Source organism: Stenotrophomonas sp. NPDC077420, assembly GCF_044543385.1.
Taxonomy (GTDB): Bacteria; Pseudomonadota; Gammaproteobacteria; order Xanthomonadales; family Xanthomonadaceae; genus Stenotrophomonas.
In genome coordinates this window covers 269,583-290,182 of the sequence record NZ_JBITVZ010000001.1, presented here as the reverse complement: position 1 = coordinate 290,182, position 20,600 = coordinate 269,583, and the positions used below count along the sequence as shown (strand labels likewise).

Sequence of the window (20,600 nt, the reverse complement as noted above, 5' to 3'; positions counted from 1 at the left end):
GGAAGCTCCTTGCAGCAGGTCGGAACGGAGTGCGCCACGGCGGTCAGCCGATGGCGTTGGTCAGGTCGTACAGTGGCACCAGCACGGCCACGATCACCAGGCCGACCACCGAGGCCAGCACCAGGGTGATCACCGGCACCAGCGCCGACAGCAGGCGGTCGATGGCGCGCGCGGTTTCCTGTTCGAAGGTATCGGCAGTCTTGAGCAGCATGACATCCAGCGCGCCGGATTCCTCGCCGACCTGGATCATCTGCATGGCCAGCCGGGGGAAGCGCTTGCCGCGGGCCAAGGCGGCGGACAGGCCATTGCCGTTCTTGACCTCGTCGCTGGCCACGTCCACGTCGGCGGCCAGCGCGCGGTTGCCCAGCACGTTGCGCGCGATGCCCAGCCCGGCCAGCAGCGGCACGCCATTGCGCAGCAGCGTGCCAAGGGTGCGCGCCAGGCGTGCGGTGTCCAGTTTGGCCAGCAGGCCGCCGATGCCCCGGCGCTGCAGCAGCCAGCCATCCAGCGCCAGCCGCGCGGCGGGCTGGCGCAGCTTGCGGTCGGCCACCAGCAGCAGCAGCGCCGGCACCACGATCATCGCCAGCCAGCCCTCGCGCACCACCAGCCCGGCGTTGAGCACCCATTGGGTGAACCAGGGCAGCGCCACGTCCAGGCTTTCGTACATCAGCGCGAACTGCGGCACCACGTAGCCCAGCAGGAACAGCAGCGCCCCGCCCACCACCGCCAGCAGGATCGCCGGGTAGATCAGTGCGTTGATCACCCGCCCCTTCAGTTCCTGGCTGCGTTCCAGGTAATCGGAAAGCCGCTGCAGGGTATCGTGCAGGCTGCCACCGGCTTCACCGGCACGCACCATGTTGATGTACAGCCGCGAGAACAGCCCGTGCTGGCGTTCCAGCGCGGTGGACAGCGCCGCGCCGCCGCGCACCACGTCGCGGATGTCGGTGATCACCCGCCGGCTGCGCTCGTCTTCCGGCAGTTCCAGCAGGATGCCCAGCGCACGGTCCAGCGGCTGCCCGGCGCCGAGCAGGGTGGCCAGCTGCTGGGTGAACTGGACCAGCGCAGCGCCATCGAACGGCTTGCGCCGCAGCAACGCGGCCCACGACGCCCCGCCGGCGCCGCCTTCGCCGGCCAGCCGCGCTTCCATCGGAAGGTGGCCCTGGTCCTGCAGCTTCGCGGCCACGTCGGCTTCGCTGGCCGCGTCCATCTGGCCATCGAACAGCTCGCCGTGTGCGTTGAGCGCCTTGTAGCGGTACTGCGGCATGCTCAGCTTTCCTCCGTCACGCGCAGCACTTCTTCAATCGTGGTGAAGCCCTGCAGTGCCTTGGACAGGCCGTCTTCGTACATGGTGCGCATGCCGGCGGCATGGGCGATCTGCTCCACTTCGCCCATGCCGGCGCGGCGCATCACCGCGCGCCGCAGCTCGTCGTTCATCACCAGGAATTCCATGATGGTGGTGCGCCCCAGGTAACCGGTGGGCGCCAGCGCCGAGGGCTGCGCGCGGTACAGGAAGATCTCGCCTTCCGGCTGCAGGCGGCGCAGGTCGAAGCGTTCGATTTCCTCCGGTGAGGCCGGGTAGCGCAGCGCATGCTGCGGTTCCAGCCGGCGCACCAGGCGCTGGGCCAGGATGCCGTTGATGGTGGAGGTCAGCAGGTAGTCTTCCACGCCCATGTCGAGCAGGCGGGTGATGCCACCGGCGGCGTTGTTGGTGTGCAGCGTGGACAGCACCAGGTGGCCGGTGAGCGCCGACTGGATCGCGATGCGCGCGGTTTCCAGGTCGCGCATTTCGCCGATCATGATGATGTCCGGGTCCTGGCGCACGATGCTGCGCAGCGCGCTGGCGAAATCCAGCCCGATCTGCGGCTTGGCCTGGATCTGGTTGATGCCTTCGATCTGGTATTCGACCGGGTCTTCAACGGTGATGATCTTGACGTCGGCGGTGTTGAGCTGGCTCAGGGCGGTGTACAGCGTGGTGGTCTTGCCCGACCCGGTAGGGCCGGTGACCAGCAGGATGCCGTGCGGCTGCTCGAGCACCTTGCGGAACTGCGGCAGGAACGCATCGGTGAAACCCAGCCGGTGGAAATCGAACACCACGGTGTCGCGGTCGAGCAGGCGCATCACCACGCTTTCGCCGTGCGCGGTAGGCACGGTGCTCACGCGCAGGTCCAGCTCCTTGCCCTGCACGCGCAGCATGATGCGACCGTCCTGCGGCAGCCGGCGCTCGGCGATGTTGAGCCGCGCCATGATCTTGATGCGGCTGATCACCGCGGCGGTGAGGTTGGCCGGCGGGCTTTCGCCTTCGATCAGCACGCCATCGACGCGATAGCGCACCTTCAGCCGGTTTTCGAACGGTTCGATGTGGATGTCCGAGGCGCGCAGTTCCACCGCACGTTGGATCACCAGGTTGACCAGGCGGATCACCGGCGCTTCGGAGGCCAGGTCGCGCAGGTGCTCGATGTCATCGACCACGCTGCCTTCGCCATCGGCGGTTTCGACGATCGCGCCCATCGCGCTGCGGCCCTGGCCGAACCAACGTTCGATGACATCGTCGATCTCCGAGCGCAGGCCCACGTGCAGGCGCACCGGTGCCGCCATCGCCAGCTGTACCGCCTCGGCGGTGTACGGTTCCTGCGGATCGCTCAGCCACAGGTCAAGCACGCCGTCGTGCAGGGCCAGCGGGCAGGCGTGGAATTGCTTGAGGAAGCGCAGCGACAACGGCAGCGCGTCCAGCACGGATTCGGGGGGCGCTTCGGGCACGCCCTTGCCCTCCAGCAGCGGCAGCGCCAGCACCTCGGCGCAGGCCTGCGCATGGTCGCGTTCGGACACCAGGCCCAACCGCACCAGCAGCGGCAGCAGGCTGCCACCGGCTTCGCGCTGCAACGGCCGTGCACGGGCCAGGTCGGCCTCCTTCAGCCGCCCGTTGCGCAGCAACAACGCCACGATGCGGGATTCCGCATCGATGGACGGCTCTTCAGCAAGATCGTGGGTTACCGCATTCACGAAAGCTCTCCTGGCGACCCGCAGACTTTAGCAGTTCGCCGTGGCGCCACATGCGGTAGTGGCCAGTGGAAAACGGGAGCCCGTCACATGACGGGCTCCCGCAGGACGTTCCCGGCCGTTACTGGACGGCCTGGATGCTCACGTTGCTGTACGCCGACTCACCCACCAGCTTGATGTAGTAGGTGCCGGCCACCGGCGCGGTGAACCGCACGGTTTCGCTGTTGCCCGGACGTGCGGACTTCGCATCGAAGTCCGTCGCGGTCGGCTCGGCGTCGGCGCTGACGTACAGCGACACGTTGCCGCTGCCACCGTAGGTGAGGAAGCTCAGCGTCTTGCCGGCCGCGGCGTCGAAGCTGTACAGGGTCTCGCTGCCGCCGGCACCGCTCAGGCCGCCGACCGCCACGCGGTTGGTCAGCGGCGTCGCATCCGGCGCGCAGTCGACCGTGCACGGCTCTTCCAGGGCCTTGTCCAGCGCACCCTTGGCGTCGACGATGCCGCTGCCGATCGGGGTGGCCGCCGGGATGGTCACCGGGAAGGTGCGTGCGCTCTGCTTGAGCAGCGTTTCCAGCTGCGCCGGGGTCAGCGGGTCCTTGCCGGCCGAGGCCAGCGCGCCCTGCACCAGCGCGGCCACGGCGGCCACGTGCGGCGAGGCCATCGAGGTACCGCCCATGCCCATGTAGCTGTAGGCACCGGAGGTCGGCGTGGTCAGGCCGTTGTAGCCGGCCTGCCAGACGTAACCGCCCGGGTTGCCGTCGACGCCACCGCCGCCGCCTGGACCGGACAGGTCCACCGCCGCGCCGAAGTTGGAGTACGACGCAATGCCACCGGTGATGCGGGTGGCGCCCACGGCGATCACGTTGGCGCAGCTGGCCGGACGGTACCCGGAGGCGTTGGAGGCCTGGTTGCCGGCCGCCACCACCACGGTGGTGCCACGCGACACCGCGCCATTGATCGCATCCTGGTACGCGGGATCGCACGCGCCACCGCCGCCCAGGCTCATGTTGATCACTTCGGCCGGGTTCGGATTGGCCGGCACGCCCGCGACCGTGCCGCCGGACGCCCAGGTGATCGCATCGGCGATGTCGGAGAGGTAGCCACCGCACTTGCCGAGCACGCGCACCGGCAGCACCTTGGCCTTGTAGGCAAGCCCGGCCATGCCGATGGTGTTGTTGGTCGCTTCGGCGACCGTGCCCGACACGTGGGTGCCGTGCCAGGAGCTGTCTTCGGCCAGCGAACCGGCGTAGCACTCGTTGTCGTTCTCGACCCAATCGCCGTAATCCAGCGCGCCGGGCACGCGTTCATCGGTCGGACGACGCGAGGTTTCGGCGTCGCTGATGAAGTCATAGCCTTCCAGCAGGGTGCCGGCGGCGAAATCCGGGTGCTGCGGCAGGATGCCGGTGTCCAGCACCGCCACCACCACGCCTTCGCCCTGCGCCACGTCCCACGCAGCCGGTGCGTTCACGCCACCGGTGGCGCTGTGCAGGTGCCACTGGTACTGCGCGTAGTACTGGTCGTCCGGCACCAGCTGCGCGGTTTCCTTCGCGCGCAGGTCGGCGCGCTGCAGCTTGACGTCGGCGGCCGCGTACTGGACCGACGGGTCGGCCTGGATCTCCTTCAGCACGGTCTGCAGCTGCGCCTGGCTGAGTTTGCCCTGCAGGCGGATCACGTCGGCGCCGGTACCGAGCCGGCGCAGCAGCTGCGGGCTGGCCGCGGCCGCACGCGAGGCGGTGCCACCGAGGCTGGCGCGCGACACCGCCGAGGTCACCGCCGCCAGCTTGGCCGAGCGGTCGCTGGCAGCAGCGGTGCCGGTGCGGTACTTGACGATGATGCGTTCGGAACTCTGCTGCGCGGTACTGGCCTGGCGCGCCGGTTCCTTGACCGGCAAGCCGGCAGCATAGGCGCTGGCGCCCACGGACAGCGACAGCACGGCGGCTGCCAGCACGTTGATGCGAAGGTTCTGCTTATTGGTCACGTTGAAATCCTCATCAAGGTCATGGATCAAACGACTGTTCAGGCCAACACTCCATGCGGTCACCCCGGCCGGCCCTGGCCAGGGTTCCCGTGACCCGCCCCCTCAGGCCTTGCATTCCATCCGCGGTTACCAGCCGAAGCCGGCACCCACGCCCACCGAGCTGTCATCGCTGCTGAACGCGCCACCGAAGGTGATCGTGGCGCGGTCGCTCACGGCGCGCTGGTACCCCAGCGACAGCGCCGACTCGCCACTCTGGAATCCGACGCCGACGCCGACGCGGTTCTGCGTGCGGATGCCGGCGGCACTGGTGGCCATGTTGAGCATGGCCGCGTTCATCGCGCCCTGGCGGTCGATGCGGCGATCCTGGCGACGCAGGCGGTCGTCCACTTCGCCCTTGTACATGTCGAAGGTATCGGCCATCGCGTTGAAGCGCTGGTCGGTGTAGCCGTTGGCGGTGGCGATGCCACCGTCCAGCTGGCCCTTGTTGACCGCGTCGGTGGCGGCGCTGCCGGCGGCGACATTGGTGACCTGGCGTTCGGCCCCCACCGCACCCACCGACACCGTATCGGCGCGATCGGCGACCGAGCCCTGGCCCAGTGCCACCGAGTTGGCGGCCGTGGCGCTGGCCCCCTGCCCGATCGCGGTCGCCGACGTGCCGCTGGCCACGGCACCGTCGCCCATCGCCACCGAGGTGACCGGCGGGACCACGGCCGCCACCGGCTGCGGCGCACCGACACTGGCCGCGGTCGGCGTGCCCTGCACGACCGGGGCGTCGGCACTGGCCACGCGGGCCGTGTCGGCGCTGGCGGCCGTGGTCGCCGCCGTATCAGCCGCCTCGGGCGTGGCGGCCACGCTGGCAGTGGACACCGACGCGGAGCGCGCACGCGCCACGTTGCTGCCGCCACCGGCCACGCGCTGGTCGATCTCGCTGACCTTGGCATCCAGCGCCCCGAGCGCGTCACCCACGTTGCTGTAGGTGCTGCCCTGGATCACGTAGTTCGGTGCCACGAACACGCCCTGCATGCCGACGCTGGCGCCGCCGCCAAGGAAGCTGGCGGTATCGGCCAGCGCCTGGAACAGCTGGCCGCCGTTGATCGCCTGGCGGCTGCCGCTGGCGATCGATCCGGTGGCGACGTTGTCCACCGTGGTCCCGTCCAGCCCGGACAAGGTCAGGGTGCCGCGGCTGCTGTCGTCGTAGCTCAGCGCGTTGACCGTCGCGGTTTCCACCGAGCCGATCCGGTCGTCGATATCGCCGACCCGCGTTTCCACCGCGCCCACGCGCTGGTTGGTGGTGTTGAGCTGGCCGCCGGTGACCGCGTCGGTGCTGCCTGCGGCGACACGACCGGCCGCGACGTTGACGATGCGGCGGGTGGCCGGCGAATCGGTACCGTTGCCGCCACCGACCGAGACCACGTTGGCCTCCACCGCACGCGACCCTGCACCCAGCGCCACCGAGTTGGCACCGGACGCACCGGCAGCGGAGCCGATGGCGATGCCGTTGGCGCCGTTGCTGACGAAGGCACCGTTGCCCACGGCCACGCCGTTGGTGGCGTTGGTCGAGGCCAGGCGGCCGACCACGGTGCTGTTGTCGCCGCGTGCCGAGGCATCCGCACCGAGCGCCGTGGCGCCGGTGGCCGACGCGGTGGCCGCGGTACCCACCGCGCTGCTGCGGGTGCCGCTGGCGGTGGCGCCCGACCCGGCAGCCAGCGCATCGGTGCCGCTGGCGTTGGCCACGCCGCTGCCGCTGGCGTCGAAGTGCTGGCCCACGGCATCGGCGGTCGCCGCGACGCTGTCCAGCTGCGCCTTGTTGACCGCGTCGTTGGCATTCACCGCCGCACCGACATTGGTGATGCGGCGCGTGGCCGGACCGGTGGTGCCGTTGCCGCCCCCGACCGAGACCACGTTGGCTTCCGTGGCACGCGAGCCTGCACCCAGTGCCACGCTGCCGGTGCCGTTGGCCCAGGCGCTCTTGCCCAGTGCGGTGGCGTTGATGCCGCTGTAGGCGTAGCTGTCCTGGCCGATCGCGGTGGAGCCGGCCGAGGTCGCCCAGGCCAACTGGCCCACGGCGGTGGTCTGTGCCGCGGTGGCCCAGGCGCTGGCGCCGCCGGCGAAGCTGTTGGCGCCGCTGGCCTGCGCGCTGTTGCCGATGGCGATGGCGTACGCGCCGGAGGCGGTGCTGCCCCAACCGAACGCGGAGGCGTAGTCGCCGCTGGCTTCGGCACCGTAGCCGAGCGCGGTGGTGCGCAGCCCGCTGGCAGCACTGAACGCACCCACCGCCGTGCTGTAGTCGCTGCCTGCTTCGGCGCTGTAGCCGACGGCGGACGACTGCAGCCCGGCCGAGGTGGCGCCGGCACCGCTGGCGGTGCTGAACACCCCGGTGGCCTGTGCGCCGGCACCCAGTGCGGTAGCGCCGGTGCCGCTGGCACTGGTGGCCTTGTCGAGCAGCACGTTGCCGTTGGCATCTTCGTAGTACAGCGAACCACCGATGGCGGTGGCCGAATCGGCGGTGGCCGAGGCGTTGTAGCCCGATGCCGACGCATAGCGACCCGACGCCAGCGAACCGCTGCCGTAGGCCGATGCACCGGTGCCGAACGCGTTGGACGCTTCGCCTGCCGCCGTGGCATAGGTGCCATCGACATAGCTGCCCACGTCATCGCCATTGCCGCTGCCGGAAGCCTTGAAGTAGCGGTTGGTTTCCTCGGCAGTATCGGCCACGGCGTTGAGCTGGTCGAGGTTGACCGCGTCGGTGCCTTCGGTACCCGCCGCAACGTTGGTGATCTGCCGCTGCGACGAGGTCGTGCCCACCGAGACGCTGTTGTCGCGGTCGGCGCTGGAACCGGCGCCGAGCGCAACGCTGTTCACCCCGGTGGCGGTGGCGCTTTCGCCCAGCGCGGTGGCGCTGGCCGCATCGGCCCACGAATTCCAGCCGACCGCAGTGGCGTAGTCATCGGTGGCCCACGCACCGGCACCGAAGGCCGAGGCGCCGGTCCCCGATGCACGCGCCGGAATGAAGCCGAAGAACGTACTGCCGCCGACCGCGACGCTTTCATCGCCGGTGGCCTCGCTGAACTCACCCACCGCAACCGCGCTGGCACCGGAGGCCGTGGCGGCCGCACCCACCGCGGTTGCATAGGCATTGGAGGCGACTGCGCCATAACCCAGTGCCGAGGACAGCTCGCCGGTGGCTTCGCTGTAGCTGCCGAACGACGACGCGCCAGCTTCGGAAGCGCTCGAACGGAAGCCGTTCGCGGTGGCCTGCTGGCCCGACGCGATGGCTTCGCTGCCGTTGGCGGTGCTGTAGGCACCGGAGGCCTGCGCGCCGGCACCGAGGGCGCTGGCACCGATCTCGCTGGCCGCCGCGCCCGTACCCACCGCCACGCTGTTCTCACCGGTGGCCTGGGCCTCGCTGCCCAGGGCCGCCGCGCCTTCGGCCGTCGCCAGCGCGTTGAAGCCGATGGCGGTGGCCGTGTTGGCCAGCGCATTGGCACCGCTGCCCAGCGCAGTGGCGCCATCGCCGATCGCATTGGCCGCTTCACCCGCCGCCAAGGCGTTGTCGCCTTCGACGTAGGCACCGGCGTCGCTGTCGTCGCTGCCGCTGGCCTGGAAGTACTTGCTGGTGGTTTCAGCGACCGCAGCCACTTCCTTCAGCTGCGCCACGTTCACCGCGTCGGTGTCTTCGGTACCGGCACCGACGTTGGTGATCTGGCGGTCGATGGCGTCGTGCACCACGCCGGCCGCATCGGTCCACGCTTCGGCCGCGCCGACCGACACCGTGTTGGCACGGTCGGCCAGCGTGCCGGCGCCGAGCGCGACACTGTTGTCGGCGTCCTTGGTGGTCCAGGTGTTGCTGCCCACCACGGTCGAGTCCAGCGCCTGCGCGTAGCTGTTGTAGCCGACCACGGTGGCGCCGTCTTCGGTGGCCCAGGCTTCGCTGCCGACCGCCGTGGTCTGGATGCCCTGGGTGCTGCTGTTGGCATCGGCGCCGGCCAGGGCGTTGAAGCCGACTGCCACGCCGTTCTGTGCGGTGGCGGCGTTGTTGCCCAGCGCCACGCCGTACTCGCCGGCATTGGCCTGCACGCCGAACGCCGCACCGGCCACGTTGGCACGCGTGCCTTGGCCCACTGCGGTGGCTACTTCATCCGCGTAGCTGTAGGTACCGATCGCGGTGCCGAAGAAGGCAGCCGTGGCGCCCGCGCCGAACGCACTGGCGGCCCAGCCGTCGGCGGTGGCGAAGTTGCCGATCGCCGTGGTTTCGCGGCCCAGCGCCCACGCGCCGTAACCCACTGCGGTGGAAGCCAGGCCACTGGATTCGGCGCCCGCACCGACCGCCACCGAGCCGAAGCCCTGCGACAGCGCGCCGCCGCCGATGGCGATGGCGGCACCGCCACTGGCCGTGCTCAGGTCACCGAGGGCGACCGCGCCCTGCCCGCTGCTGGCCGCGTTGCTGCCGATCGCCACCGCATAGTCCTCGGTCGCGGTGGCATTGACGCCCACTGCGGTGGCCTCGTTGGCCACCACGGTGCTGCCGGCGCCCAGCGCAGTGGCGCCGTTGCCGATGGCATTGCTGGCCTCACCGGCCGCCAGCGCATCGTCGCCGTCGACGAAGGCACCGGCATCGCTGGCATCGCTGCCGCTGGCCTGGAAGTACTTGCTGGTGGTGGCGGCCGTATCGGCCACCGCGTTGAGCTGGTCCAGGTTCACCGCATCGGTGCCTTCGGTACCGGCGGCCACGTTGGTGACCTGGCGCTCGCTGCCGGCGCTGCCGACCGACACGCTGTCATCGCGGTCTGCGATCGAATCCGCACCGAGCGCCACGCTGTTTTCGCCTTCGGAGGTCGCGGCGTTGCCGAGCGCGGTGCTGTTCAGGCCGGGCGACCATGCACCGCCGCCCACGGCGGTGGAGTAGTTGCCCGAGGCCTCGGTCGGCAGCAGGCCGAACAGCGCACCGCCGATGGCGACGCTGTTGGTGCCGCTGGCCAGGCTGCCCTGGCCGGTGGCGGTGCTGTACGCGCCGGTCGCTTCGGCATCGCCACCGAGCGCCACGCTGTTGGAACCGGTGGCCTGCGCGAAGCTGCCCAGCGCGGTGGCGTTGAACGCGGTGGCCGCGGCATAGCCACCGATGGCGGTGGTGTAGCCGGCGGTCGCTTCCGAGGCGAAGCCGTAGCCTGCCGACAGAGTGCCGCTGACCACGCTTTCGGCGCCGACCGCAGTGGCGCCCGAGCCGCTGGCGGTGCTGTAGTAACCGAGTGCCACCGACTCCTCACCGGCCGCTTCGGACAGCGCGCCGCTGGCGAGGCTGCCCGCGCCCGAGGCGATGCTGGCCGCGCCGTTGGCGGTGCTCTGCTCGCCCGAGGCGAGGCTTTCGGCACCATTGGCGGTGGCGTATTCGGCGGTGGCCTGTGCATCGGCACCACTGGCCGTGGCATTGCCCGCGCTGGCAAGTGCATTCAGGCCAACCGCGGTGGCGCCGTCAGCGAGTGCGAACGCACCGCTACCGACGGCCGAGGCGCCGGTGCCGCTGGCGAAGCTGCTGGAACCCACCGCCGTGGCGTAGTCGCCATCGGTGGCGGCGTTGGAACCGGCCGCCACGCTTTCCGCTCCGCCGACGACCGCCACGCCATCGCCGCTGGCCTGGAATTTGTCAGTGGCGGCAGTGAGCTGGTCGACGTTTACCGCGTCGGTACCCTCGGTGCCCGCCGCGACCTGGGTGATCTGGCGCTGCTGGTCGTCATTGCCGACCGACACCGTGTAGGCACGGTCGGCACGCGCGCCGGCACCCAGCGCCACCGCGTTGGCGGCACTGGCGTTGCTGCCCGCACCGATGCCGATCGCGCTTTCACCGCCGGCGACGACATTCGTGCCGATGGCGATGGTGTTGATGCTGTTGCCCAGCGCCTGGTAGCCCACGGCCACGCTGTTGTCGCCATAGCCGAACGCACCTCGGCCGAGCGCGGTGGCGCTGTTGCCGCGCGCCCAGCTGTTGTAGCCGATCGAGGTGGCGCCGCTGCCGTCCGCCCAGGCCGCATAGCCGACGGCGGTGGCGTTGGCGTCGGTGGCCCACGCGCTGGAACCGAACGCGGTGGCACCATCGCTGGTGGCCCACGCATAGGCGCCGGTGGCGGTGCTTTCGCTGCCGCTGGCGAAGGCATTGTCGCCCTGCGCCACGCTGTATTCGCCGGTGGCGCGCGACTTGTAGCCCTGCGCCAGGCTGTTGTCGCCGGTGGCCTGTGCGCCGCTGCCGTACGCGTTGCTCTGCGCGCCGGTGGCCTGTGCGCCTGCACCGACGGCGACCGCATCCTGCGCGGCGGTGGTGCCCACCGTCACCGCGTTGCCATCGGCATCCACGATCGGCGCGTTGTACTGGTCGTAGGCCTGGCCGACGCCACCGATGGCGACGCTGCCGTTGCCGGTGGCGGCGACATTGCGGCCCACGGCCACCGTGTCATCGCCCACTGCGGACGCACCGTTGCCCACCGAGGTGGCGCCTGCGCCGATGGCATTGCTGGCCTCGCCTGCAGCCAGCGCGCCATCGCCATCGGCGAAGGCTCCCACGTCGCTGTCCTGCGACGCGTTGGCCTTGAAGCGGTACGCGGTGCCGTCGGCCGTGTCGGCGACAGCGTCCAGCTGCGCCTTGTTCACGGCATCGGTGTCTTCGGTGCCGGCGGCGACATGGGCGATCTGGCGTTCGTTGCCGACATCGCCGACCGACACCGTGTTGTCGCGCACGGCGGTGGAGTTGGCGCCCAGGGCGACGCTGTTGGCGCCGCGCGCGGTGCTGTAGAAACCGACGGCGGTACTCAGTTCGCCACTGGCCCAGCTTTCCGCACCGAGTGCGGACGCGCCTTCGCCCGGTGCATAGGCGAAGTAGCCGAGTGCGGTTGCTTCGGTGCCGGAGGCTTCGCTGAGCGTGCCGTTGGCCACGGCGTAGTCGCCGCTGGCAATGGCACCGGCGCCGACCGCGGTGGCGGCCTCGCCACTGGCCTGGGTGTCGACGAAGAAGCCCAGTCCCGGAATCAGGTCGGCCGGACCGCCAATGGCGGTGCTGCTGGTGCCGCTGGCCGCGCTCTGCGTGCCCACCGCCGTGGCGTAGTCGCCGGTGGCATTGGCCACCGCGCCGAACGCCGACGACTGCGCGCCGGCCGCGTAGGCGCCAACACCGTACGAGGAGGCAGCAAAGCCCGCCGCTTCCGCGCTGGCACCGACGGCGGTGCCACCGACGCCGGCGCTGGTGGCACCGGTATCGACCGGCACGCCGCCGTTGGTGATCAGCGGGTTGCCGTCCTCATCCACGGCAGTGCCGCCCACGGCCACGCTGCCCGGGCCGTTGGCCTGCGCGTTGGTACCGAACGCGGCGCTGTTCTGGCCACTGGCCAGCGCGTTGTAGCCCACGGCGGTGGCGTTCTGCGCAACCGCCGTGGCGCCACTGCCGAGCGCGGTGGTGCCGGTGCCGAGCGCATTGGTGGCTTCGCCCACCGCCGTGGCGTTGTCGCCGTCGGCAAAGGCGCCTGCGTCGCTGTCGGCGCTGCCGGTAACCTGCACGTACTTCGCGGTGGTGCCTGCCACCTCGCCCACTTCGTCGAGCTGGGCCTTGTTCACCGCATCATCGGCTTCGGTGCCGGCGGCGACGTGGGTGATCTGCCGTTGCAGGCCGTTGTTGTTGCCGACCGACACGGTGTCCACGCGGTCGGCGTAGGAGCCTGCGCCCAGCGCGACGCTGCCGACCGCCACCGCTGCGGAGTTGGAGCCCAACGCCGCACTGAACTCGGCCACCGCCGTGCTGAACGCACCCACCGCGATCGAGGCTTCGCCGCCGCTGCCGGCGCCGCGGCCGAGCGAGGTGCTGCCCGCGCCGATCGCCAATGCGCCGCCACCTATGGCGGTAGCGCCATCGGCGCTGGCTTCGGCCAGCCCGCCAATCGCGGTGGCGGCGCCATTTTCGCTGGCGGCAAACGCGGATGCGCCCAGCGCCACGTCACCCAGTCCGAACGCCGCCGCGCTCTGGCCCACCGCAACGGTGGCGTCGCCGATGGCCAGGCTGTTCTGGCCGAATGCGCTGCCGCCCAGGCCGGCGGCCACGGCATCGCTGCCTACCGCCGTGGTGGCGTTGGCCAGCGCCTGGCTGTTGCGGCCCAGTGCGGTCGCACCGTCGCCGTCGGCGTTGGCACTGGCGCCGGCAGCGAGTGCGCCTTCGCCCTCGATGCGCGCTGCATCGCTGTCGTTGCCTTCGCCATCCGCCTTGAAGTAGCGCGTGGCGCTGGCGGCCGTTGCCGCGACGGTGTCCAGCTGCGCCTTGTTCACCGCATCGGTGGCCGCAGTACCGGCGGCCACGTTGGTGACCTGGCGTTCCTTGCCGGCATCACCGACCGACACCGTATTGGCGCGTGCAGCGCGCGAGCCGGCGCCGAGCGCCACGCTGTTGGCCGCCGAGGCGGTGCTGTTGCTGCCGATGGCCACGGCGTTCGCGCCCGATGCGGTCGCGTTGCCGTCCACCACGCAGCTGTCGATCACGTTGCTGTTGAGCACCACGCAGTTGGCGTTGCCCCCCACTTCCACCGACTGCGCCTGCGCACTGGCGGGCGCGCCGGCCATGCCCAACCCAAGCGTCAACGCAATGGCGGCCGAGAGCACGGCACCCCCGCGCGTGTCGGAAGATCGTCGCTGGTCGATGACCACGCCCGGGGTCTGGCTGCTGGCGAGTTCGGAGGCAACGACCATCTGCCCCAGTGCTTTGTTCCAGACCTTGCGATAAATCCGATTCATCGATGCGACTCCTGGTTGGCTGGTTTTAGGCAAAGCGACGCCAACGTCGGACCGCATGGTCCAACGTCCCCTGGGGGCGTTTTCCGCTTGATTTACTGCGTTGTGCCGGATGGCGCGCTATCGGCGCGATCGACGAACAGAGAACTCGCCATCCTTGCGGTTGATTCCGAACTGAACGATTGCAAACTGAGAACTCAGTGTTAACGCACGGTTTCCATGGCGTCAAGACTTTGACAGTCGAAAGTGTTTGAACGCGCAAGGCGTCACACATTCGACTATTCATCACGCCATTTTGTTAGATCGATGTGAGCGTTCGCCATCACGCGCGTTCACGCATGTAACGTCCTGTAACTCGTTGGCGGCGTTGGACTTGATGCAGGCGAAAAAAAAACCGCCGAACAGGTCGGCGGTTTTTTTCACTTCTCTTTCACTCGTCTTTCACGTGGCGTGCACCGACGTTCAGCCGCACCATACTCTTGCGTTGCGGAACATGCGCAGCCACGGCGAGTCGCCGTTCCAGTCCGCAGGACGCCAGCTCAGGTTCACCGCGCGCGGGGTGCGCTCCGGGTGCGGCATCATGATCGTCACCCGGCCGTCGGTGGTGGTCAGGCCGGTGATGCCGTCGGGCGACCCGTTCGGGTTGAGCGGGTACTGGGTGGCCACGTGGCCGTCGCCGTCCACGTAACGCAGCGACACCCGCGCCGCAGCCTGGTCGACCGCGTTGGCGAACACGGCCTGGCCTTCGCCGTGCGCCACCGCCACCGGCAGGCGCGAACCGGCCATGCCACGCAGCAGGATCGACGGCGATTCCACGATTTCCAGCAACGCGGTGCGGGCTTCGAACTGCTCGCTGCGGTTGCGGCGGAACTGCGGCCAGTGCTCGGCCCCGGGGATGATGTCCTTGAGCTGGCTCATCATCTGGCAGCCATTGCACACGCCCAGCGCAAAGCTGTCCTGGCGCGCGAAGAAGGCCGCGAAGGCATCGCGGAGCGCGCCGCGCTCCAGCACCGAGGTCGCCCAGCCACGGCCCGCGCCCAGCACGTCGCCGTAGCTGAAGCCGCCACAGGCGGCCAGGCCGGTGAAATCGGCCAGGTCCACGCGGCCTTCGATCAGGTCGCTCATGTGCACGTCAACGCTGCGGAAGCCGGCACGTTCGAAGATGTTGGCCATTTCGATCTGGCCGTTGACGCCCTGCTCGCGCAGCACCGCCACGCGCGGACGTGCGCCGGTGTTGATGAACGGCGCTGCCACATCCTCATTGAGGTCGAAGCTGAGCTTCGGCTTCAGGCCCGGCGCGGTGAAGCTGCGCGCGATGGCGCGTTCCTGGTCGGCGCTGTCCGGGTTGTCGCGCAGCGTCTGCATGGCGTGGGTGACCGACCACCAGGCGTCGAACAGCGCTTCCCAGCGCCACTCGACCAGGCTTTCGCCCTGCAGCGACACGCGCACCACCGGGGCGGTGGTCGGGCGGGCGATGCGCTGGGCGCATTCGGTCAGGGCGTGACGCTCGACCAGGTCGGCGAAGGCCGCGCGGTCTTCGCGGGCGATCTGCACCACCGCACCCAGCTCTTCATTGAACAGGCTGCGGAACGGGTCATCGCCCCATGCATCCAGGGTGATGTCCAGGCCCTGGCGCGAGGCGAACGCCATTTCGCACAGCGCGGCGAACGCGCCGCCATCGCTGCGGTCGTGGTAGGCCAGCAGCAGGCCGGCCTGGCGTGCGTCGCGGATCAGTTCGAAGAACGCACGCAGGCGCTGCGGATCGTCCAGGTCCGGCACCGCGCCGGCGAAGGCCGGCAGCGCGCTGTGGTCGGCATGCACCTGGGCCAGGATCGAGCCGCCCAGGCGCTGCTTGCCGGCGCCCAGGCCGATCAGCCACAGCTCGCTGTCGGTCTCGCGGTCCAGCAGCGGGGTCAGCTGGGTGCTGGCGTCGGCCACCGGGGCGAACGCGCTGATCACCAGCGACACCGGCGACACCGACTTGTGCGCCTGCCCGGCGTCATGCCACTGCGCCTGCATCGACAGCGAGTCCTTGCCGACCGGAATGCTCAGGTCCAGCTGCGGGCACAGTTCCATGCCCACCGCGCGCACCGCGTCGTACAGCAGCGCGTCTTCGCCGTCGTGGCCGGCGGCGGCCATCCAGTTGGCCGACAGCTTCACCGTGTCCAGTGCGTCGACCGGGGCCGCGCACAGGTTGGTGATGGCTTCGCCCACCGCCATGCGCGCCGATGCCGCGGCATCAAGCAGCGCCAGCGGGGTGCGTTCGCCGATCGCCATGGCTTCACCGGCCAGGGTGTCGAACCCGGCCAGGGTGATGGCGACGTTGGCCAGCGGCAGCTGCCACGGACCGATCATCTGTTCGCGCGCGGTGAGGCCGCCCACGCTGCGGTCGCCGATGGTGACCAGGAAATTCTTCGACGCCACCGACGGGTGCGCCAGCACGCGCAGGCCGGCCTCGTGCAGGTCCAGCCCGCCGGTCTTCAGCGCCGGCCAGCGCGGCGCCGACGGGTGCGCGGTGTCGCGGTGCATCTTCGGCGGCTTGCCGAACAGCACGTCCATCGGCAGGTCGATCGGGGCGTCGGCCGGAATGTTGCCGACCGTCGCACCATAGGCGACCACCAGGCGTTCTTCGGCCGTGGCCACGCCGACCGCGGCAAACGGGCAGCGCTCGCGCGCGCACAGCGCGGCAAACTCGGCCAGGCGCGCCTGCGGCACGCCGAGCACATAGCGCTCCTGCGATTCGTTGCACCACAGCTGCATCGGCGACAGCGACGGGTCATCGGTGGGCACCTTGCCCAGGTCGATCACACCGCCCACGCCGGAGTCGTGCAGCAGCTCCGGAATGGCATTGGACAGGCCGCCGGCGCCGACGTCATGGAACCAGCGGATCGGGTTGTCCAGGCCCAGTGCGACGCAACGGTCGATCACTTCCTGGCAACGGCGTTCCATTTCCGGGTTGTCGCGCTGCACGCTGGCGAAATCCAGGTCCTCGGCGCTTTCGCCGGACGCCACCGAACTGGCGGCACCGCCGCCCAGGCCGATCAGCATGGCCGGGCCGCCGAGCACGATCACCGCATCGCCCGGCTGCAGCTTCAGCTTCTCGACCTGCACCTGGTCGATCGCACCGAGGCCGCCGGCCAGCATGATCGGCTTGTCGTAGGCGCGGGTCAGGCCCTCGCCTTCGGGCAGCTCGAAGCTGCGGAAGTAACCCAGCAGGTTGGGTCGGCCGAACTCATTGTTGAACGCGGCGCCGCCGAGCGGGCCCTCCAGCATGATGTCCAGCGCCGGCGCCATGCGCGGGTTCAGCGCGCGCGGCGCTTCCCACGGCTGCGGCAGGGTCGGGATGCGCAGGTGCGAGACCGAGAAGCCGGTCAGGCCGGCCTTGGGCTTGCCGCCACGGCCGGTGGCGCCTTCGTCGCGGATCTCGCCGCCGGCACCGGTCGAGGCGCCCGGGAATGGCGCGATCGCGGTCGGGTGGTTGTGCGTTTCCACCTTGATGCAGAACGCCGAATCGACCACCGCCTCGCTGCGGTACTCGCCCGTGGCCGGGTCCGGACGGTAGCGCGCGGCCGGGAAGCCGGCCACCACCGCGGCGTTGTCGCTGTACGCGCTCAGCGTGTGCTGCGGGGTCTGCTGGTGGGTGTTCTTGATCATCCGGAACAGCGAATGGGCCTGGTCGGCGCCATCGATGGTCCAGCTGGCATTGAAGATCTTGTGCCGGCAGTGTTCCGAGTTCGCCTGCGCGAACATCATCAGTTCCACGTCCGACGGCGTGCGGCCCAGCTCGCCGAAGCGCTGGCGCAGGTAGTCGATCTCGTCCTGGGCCATGGCCAGGCCCAGGCGGCGGTTGGCCGCTTCCAGGTCGTCCAGCGCCACCCGCTCCAGCTCGCCGCGGGCCGGCGCGGTGAACAGCGCCTGGGCCTGGGCGGCGTCGTCCAGCACCGACTGGGTCATCGGGTCGTGCAGCGCACGCACCACCGCCTCCACCGCGGCGGCGTCGGTCGGCCAGCCGGCCAGGTCGATGCGCAGGCCGCGTTCCACCCGCCGGATCGGCTGCCCGGCGCCACGCACCAGTTCGGTGGCCTTGCTCGACCACGGCGACAGCGTGCCCAGGCGCGGCACCACGAAACGGGTGATGGCCCCGTCCTCGCGCACTGCCGGGGCCGGCTCGGCTTCCAGGATCCGGGTCAGGACCACCGGGTCCGGGGCGGCGTCGCCCTCGGTCTGGATGAAATACACATGCCAGGCACCGGTAATGCGCAGATCGGCGGCCAGGGACTGGAGGCGGGATTCAAGACGTTCGCGGCGGAACGGCGAAAGGGCGGATGCGCCCTCGAGGACCATCATGTCCGGGGAACCGTGGTTGGGAACGGGGCCCACTATTGTACCGGTCCGCGCCCGCCGGTGGTCGCCGCCCGGACCCCGCTCCGCCCCGGACGGCTCGGATCGGGCGTTCGGAACCTTGCGCTGGCGCACGGAATGCCACGGCAATCCATGACAACGTTGCCACGACCCGCCGGCAGAGCTTGCCGGCGGGGTCCCATGTCCGCCCCCTGAGCTGTCGCCGGCCTCTCTCACCGGCCCCGGACCTGCTGCAACGCTGGGCGGCACCCCGTCGCCCAGTGCCCATCACCCTGATCGGAGTACGACCATGGCTGACCCGATTGCGCGCAGTAAGGTGACATCGTTATCCCCCCTCCGTTCCGCCCGGCACCGACGCTGGCTGCTGGCCCTGGCCCTGTCCTCGGCGGCGCTGGCGCCCAGCCTGGCGCAGGCCGCCAGCTGTACCGGCGTGCCGGTCTGGGACGGCAACGTGATCTACAGACAGGGCACCACCCTCCAGAAGGGCGGCGTGCTGTACCGGGCCAACCAGGACATCTGGAACGCCCCGCCCGACCACCCGGCCGGCGCGCCGTACTACACCAACCTGGGCGCCTGCGACAACGGCGGCAGCAACCAGGCCCCCAGCGTCAGCCTCACTTCGCCGACCAACGGCGCCAGCTTCAGCGCCGGCAGCACCATCACCGTCAGCGCCAATGCCAGCGATGCCGACGGCAGCGTCAGCAAGGTCGAATTCTTCCGTGGCGGCACCTCGCTCGGCGTCGACACCAGCGCGCCCTACAGCGTGAGCTGGGCCAATGCCGCCGCCGGCAGCCATACCTTCAAGGCCGTCGCCACCGACAACACCAACGCGGTGACCTCGTCGGCCACGGTCACGGTCACGGTGAATGCGGCCAGCAACGACACCACCGCGCCCAGCGTGCCCGGCGGCCTCGCCTCGCCGTCGAAGACCGCGACCACGGTCAACCTGGCCTGGAACGCGGCCACCGACAACAGCGGTGGCAGCGGCGTGGCCGGCTATGACGTGTATCGCAACGGCGCCCTGGTCGGCTCGCCCAGCGCGACCCAGTACACCGACGGCGGTCTCACCGCCAGCACCGCCTACACCTACGCCGTGCGGGCCCGCGACAACGCCGGCAACGCCTCGGCCCGCAGCGCCACGATCAGCGTGACCACCAGTGCCGGTGGCGGCAGTGGCGGCAACAAGCGGGTGATCGGTTACTTCACCCAGTGGGGCATCTACGGACGCAACTACCGGGTCAAGAACATCGACACCAGCGGGTCTGCCAGCAAGCTGACCCATATCAACTACGCCTTCGGCAACGTGCGCAACAACCGCTGCGAAGTGGGCGTCACCCAGCCCTCCGACCCGAACACCGGTGCCGGCGGCGACGCGTTCGCCGATTACACCAAGGCCTTCCAGGCCGGCGAAAGCGTCAGTGGCAGCGCCGACACCTGGGACCAGCCGCTGCGCGGCAACTGGAACCAGCTCAAGCAGCTCAAGGCCAAGCACCCGAACGTGAAGGTGCTGATCTCGCTCGGCGGCTGGACCTGGTCGCGCGGCTTCTCCAGCGCGGCGCAGCCGGCCAACCGCCAGGCCTTCGTGGCCTCGTGCATCGACGCCTACATCAAGGGAAACCTGCCGGTGACCGACGGGGCCGGTGGCGTGGGCGCGGCGGCCGGCGTGTTCGACGGCATCGACATCGACTGGGAATACCCGGTGGCGTGCGGCATCGCCTGCGGGACCGCGGCCGACAATGCCAACTTCACCGCGCTGATGGCTGAATTCCGCCGCCAGCTCGATGCGGTGCGGCCGGGCCTGTTGCTGACCGTGGCGGTGGGTGCGGGCATCGACAAGATCCGCGTGACGGATCCGGCGGCGTACCACCCGTACCTGGATTTCATCAACGTGATGACGTACGACTTCCACGGCGCGTTCGATCCGAAGACCGGGCACCATTCGGCGCTGTTCGATTCGCCGGCCGACCCGTCCACCGGTGACGTGAAGCTGTACAACAGCAACGATGCGATGGAGGCCTTCCTCGCCCGCGGGGTGCCGGCCAGCAAGCTCAACCTGGGCATCGGCTTCTACGGCCGCGGCTGGACCAACGTGCCCAACGTCAACAACGGGCTGTACCAGACCGGCACGGCCGCACCGGGTACCTACGAGGCGGGCATCGAAGACTGGAAGGTATTGAAGACCCTCAACCATCCGGTCTTCACCGATACCACCGCGCGGGCCACCTGGAGCTACAACGGCGCCACCTTCTGGAGCTTCGACACCCCGGCGATGGTGACCGAGAAGATGGGCTACGTGAAAAGCCAGGGACTGGGCGGTGCGTTCTTCTGGGAGTTCAGCGGCGATGACACCCAGGGCACGCTGGTGAACACGATCAGCAATGGGTTGAAGTAAGAAATGATGCGCCCGGAGTGATGACGCTCCGGGCGCTTCTTTGTGCGACGGCCAAGTCGCAAACGCCTTGAAGTGAGCCGTTTTTGAAAGTGGTGAGCGGGTGCAGTAGACAGAATG

Annotated in this window: 6 protein-coding genes; 1 reads left to right on the top strand and 5 read right to left on the bottom strand. The window is 69.9% G+C overall.

The window, feature by feature from the left end:
- Positions 1-43: 43 nt before the first annotated feature.
- The 5 genes from ACIGII_RS01225 to purL all read right to left on the bottom strand — a co-directional run bounded on the left by ACIGII_RS01225 (position 44) and on the right by purL (position 18,076).
- Positions 44-1,264, bottom strand: coding sequence for a type II secretion system F family protein (locus ACIGII_RS01225; RefSeq protein ID WP_399635534.1), 1,221 nt, complete (start codon positions 1,262-1,264; stop codon positions 44-46).
- Between the two features lie 2 nt (positions 1,265-1,266).
- The gene (gene gspE / locus ACIGII_RS01220; RefSeq protein ID WP_399635537.1) at positions 1,267-3,000 is read right to left on the bottom strand and encodes a type II secretion system ATPase GspE; all 1,734 of its coding nucleotides are present in this window, start codon (positions 2,998-3,000) and stop codon (positions 1,267-1,269) included.
- A 118-nt stretch (positions 3,001-3,118) separates the two neighbouring features.
- Positions 3,119-4,972 carry a S8 family peptidase gene (locus ACIGII_RS01215; protein WP_399635539.1) on the bottom strand — a complete coding sequence of 618 codons (1,854 nt, stop codon included), beginning with the start codon at positions 4,970-4,972 and terminating at the stop codon, positions 3,119-3,121.
- Positions 4,973-5,098: 126 nt separating this feature from the next.
- The gene (locus ACIGII_RS01210; protein ID WP_399635542.1) at positions 5,099-13,732 is read right to left on the bottom strand and encodes an ESPR-type extended signal peptide-containing protein; all 8,634 of its coding nucleotides are present in this window, start codon (positions 13,730-13,732) and stop codon (positions 5,099-5,101) included.
- Between the two features lie 459 nt (positions 13,733-14,191).
- Positions 14,192-18,076 carry a phosphoribosylformylglycinamidine synthase gene (gene purL, locus ACIGII_RS01205; RefSeq protein ID WP_399635545.1) on the bottom strand — a complete coding sequence of 1,295 codons (3,885 nt, stop codon included), beginning with the start codon at positions 18,074-18,076 and terminating at the stop codon, positions 14,192-14,194.
- Between the two features lie 304 nt (positions 18,077-18,380).
- Here purL and ACIGII_RS01200 point away from each other — a divergent pair, with 304 nt between their 5' ends.
- On the top strand, positions 18,381-20,483 hold the full coding sequence (locus ACIGII_RS01200) for a glycosyl hydrolase family 18 protein (RefSeq protein ID WP_399635548.1): 2,103 nt from the start codon (positions 18,381-18,383) through the stop codon (positions 20,481-20,483).
- Positions 20,484-20,600 lie beyond the last annotated feature (117 nt).